The 3,562-nt window shown below is 32.6% G+C and carries 2 protein-coding genes; one reads left to right on the top strand and one right to left on the bottom strand.

Annotation, left to right across the window (positions count from 1 at the left end):
- Positions 1 to 90 precede the first annotated feature (90 nt).
- Positions 91 to 1,011: a prolipoprotein diacylglyceryl transferase gene (gene lgt / locus P8M54_RS00570; protein WP_300283809.1), complete on the top strand. Its 921-nt coding sequence runs from the start codon at positions 91 to 93 to the stop codon at positions 1,009 to 1,011.
- A 757-nt stretch (positions 1,012 to 1,768) separates the two neighbouring features.
- Here lgt and secF read toward each other — a convergent pair.
- A partial coding sequence (gene secF, locus P8M54_RS00565) for a protein translocase subunit SecF (protein WP_300283807.1) occupies positions 1,769 to 3,562 on the bottom strand: 1,794 nt, incomplete at its 5' end.

Here is a 3,562-nt window from a genome sequence, read left to right as displayed (position 1 = left end):
TATTCTGATTTTTAGTCAAATTGTGCTTTTCAAAAAATTTTAGCTCGAACCTCGCTACAAAAAATGTATTTTTACTTAAAATAAAAAATAATGACGCACGCTTTAAATATAGTCTGGAACCCATCAGAAGGAATTGATCTTGGTTTTTTCATGATCCGTTTCTATAGTCTAATGTTCGTAATTGCATTTGGACTAGGATGGTACATTATGAAAAACATCTTTGAAAGAGAAGGTGAATCAATTGAAAAATTAGATTCACTATTCATATGGTCCGTATTGGCTACCTTAATTGGAGCGCGTTTAGGACATGTCCTTTTTTACGATTGGGGTTATTTTAAAAACAACTTATTAGAAATATTTTTACCGGTTCGTTTTAGTCCTACATTTGAATTCACAGGTTTTCAAGGACTAGCAAGTCATGGCGCTGCCATTTCGATAATTGTAGCTATGTATTACTTTAGTAAAAAAGTACTACAGCGTCCGTTATTATGGATTTTGGATCGTATCGTAATAGCGGTAGCAAGTGGAGCAATTTTTGTTCGACTAGGTAATTTTTTCAATTCTGAAATTATTGGAAAAGAAACGACATCATCTTTTGGAATCCGTTTTTTACGTGATCAATTCACTCCCACCGATGCAATAAATGCGACCCAAATTGCCAATCCTAACGAGGCATATAAAGCGATAGCAACCGACCCTAAATTTGCTAATTTATTAGCACAAGTACCTGTAAAACACCCAACTCAGTTGTATGAGGCTGTTTGTTATATTTTTGTGTTTGCTATTTTGTTTTTCCTATATTGGAAGACTGAAGCTAGAAAAAAATCAGGATACTTATTTGGTTTATTCTTAGTCCTGTTGTTTTCTGTACGAATGGTAGTCGAATCAGTTAAAGAAAGCCAAGGTGGTTTTGAAAGTGCCTTAGGATTACTTTCAACAGGACAATGGCTAAGTATTCCTTTCATCTTAATCGGTTTTTACTTTGTTTTTACTGCTGAAAAGAAACTATAGTTATCTATTATCCATACCATTATATTTATAAAATTGCCTCATAAAGTTAAAACACTATATGGGGCAATTTTCATTTAGACACTTAACAAACTGCGTGTGAAATGTAATTAAATGAAATTTGACGCCACTAACACTATAAAATTTGCTGCTGTACATTAGTCCAATTATTTAATCTTCCTCACATAATTGACTATTTCTGCAAATAAAAAATCAGACACATTTTAAGAATATTGGTATTAAGGATCTTTTTATTAATACGCACAATTACCTTACATCCCTAAATAAAATATCAATACATTTTGTAGATGATTAAAAAACAATTAATACTTCATAAACTAGAAAAGTTAAAATCGTTTTAATGATGAATGTACTGTAATACATATCTGTTATATTCTTCATATAAATCCTACAGTATAACTAAGAAATATAATCTAAATCCACCACGTATATACCAGTTGCTCTCCTTTGCTGCTACCGTCGCATTGAGTAAGAATACAGTTATAAAGATAAAAACAGATTGGATAATGTATCTTTTCATTATTACGATTTATAAATGATATGGAATCTTAAAAACTAGGAGAATCTTAAGGGTAGTAAATATGTTAAAAATGAAATTGTTAAAAAATAAAAACCGACTAACTACAGTATTAAATCCCGTATTCGATACTATTAAACTACAAAAATACTAAGCCTTAATACTAGGTCAAAAAAAAGACCTAACAGTTGTTAGGTCTTTTACTTTCTGAATTAGCAGCAATTATGCTTCAGCATGTTGCTTTTCAATTATTTTTTTATCAGCAGCAGATATTGTATCTACTAATACCGGCGTAGCGATAAATAGTGAAGAATACGTACCAACTACGATACCAACTAACATTGCAAAGATAAATCCTCTGATTGACTCACCTCCAAAGATGAACATGATCAATAATACACCAATCATCGTTAACGAAGTATTGATTGTTCTTGACATAGTTGAATTAATAGATTGATTCACGATCTCTCCGAAATTACCTTTTACTTTACCATCAAGGAATTCACGAACCCTATCAAATACAATTACAGTATCATTCATCGAGTATCCAATAACCGTTAGGATTGCTGCAATAAAATGCTGGTCGATTTCCATTCCAAAAGGCATGAATTTATAACACAATGAGTAGATACCTAAAACAAAGATAACATCATGCGCCACAGCTGCGATAGCACCTAAACCATATTGCCATTTTCTAAAACTAATGATTAAGTATAAAAATACAATTAACATAGCTCCAAGTACTGCCCAGTATGCGTTAGTTTTAATATCCTCAGCAACAGTTGGTCCCACTTTAGATGCTTGTACAATACCAAACTTTTTACCATCATACGAGTTAACAAATTTGTCGTATGTTAAATCAGTACTGTAATACGATTTTAAAGTTTCGAATAGAATTTTATTAACTTCCTCGTCAGCTTCTGTACCGTGTTCTTGTACTTTATATTTAGTAGTAATTTTTAATTGATTGTCGTTACCAAAGATTTTCACCTCTGCGCTTCCATCAAAAACTTTAGCTAATTGTTCTTTTACCACTTCAGTTTCAACTGGTTTTTCAAAACGAACTTGAAAAGTTCTACCTCCTACAACATCTACACCTTGATCTAAACCATTTGTGAATAAAGAGATCACACTTACAACTACAACAATCGCAGAAAACGCATAAGTACCTTTTTTAATTCTTAAGAAATCAAAATGGAAGTTTGTAAAGAAGTTTTTAGAAAAATTAGTTACAAAAGATAAATTAGCATTCTTAGCAATATCCTTATCGATGAAAATTCTAGCGATAAAAATAGAAGTAAATAATGAAGTTATAATACCTATTAATAAGGTTGTAGCAAATCCTTTAATTGGACCTGAACCAAAAATAAATAAAACTGCTCCAATTAAAATGTGCGTTACGTTTGCATCCACGATTGAACGCATTGCTCCCGTCCAACTGTACGAAATTTTAACTGCCTCATCTAAAGATTTACCAGCTCGTAGTTCTTCTTTCGCTCTTTCATAAATAATGATATTCGCATCTACTGCAGTACCCATTGTTAATACGATACCAGCAATACCAGGCAATGTAAGTACAGCACCTAAACTTGCTAAGATTCCGAATAAGAAAAGTAAGTTCACCGCTAATGCAATGTTAGCATACCATCCTGCTTTACCATAATATACAAGCATCCAAAGAGACACTAACAACAATCCTACGATTGCTGAAGTCGTTCCATTATCGATAGCCTCTTGACCAAGGGATGGACCTACCACTTCTGATTGAACAATATCCGCAGATGCAGGTAATTTACCCGCTCTTAAAACGTTAGCTAAATCTTTAGTTTCTGTAACATCAAAATTACCTGAAATTTCAGATCTTCCTCCTGATATAGGACCACTAGAAACTCCTGGAGCTGAATAAACAACATCATCAAGAACAATAGCAATATTACTTTTTTGAGTATAGGCTCTTCCTGTTAACTCTTCCCAAGTTTTAGCACCTTGACCGTTCATTTGCATAGAAACAGCAGG

The sequence above is a fragment of the Flavobacterium sp. genome (assembly GCF_029242675.1).
GTDB lineage: Bacteria > Bacteroidota > Bacteroidia > Flavobacteriales > Flavobacteriaceae > Flavobacterium.
Note: the sequence above shows the minus strand (reverse complement) of the source record. Positions and strands in the feature narration are given on the sequence as shown.

Excerpts from the sequence above, each read along its gene's own strand:
- lgt (WP_300283809.1), top strand. The coding sequence starts at position 91 with ATGACGCACGCTTTAAATATAGTCTGGAACCCATCAGAAGGAATTGAT.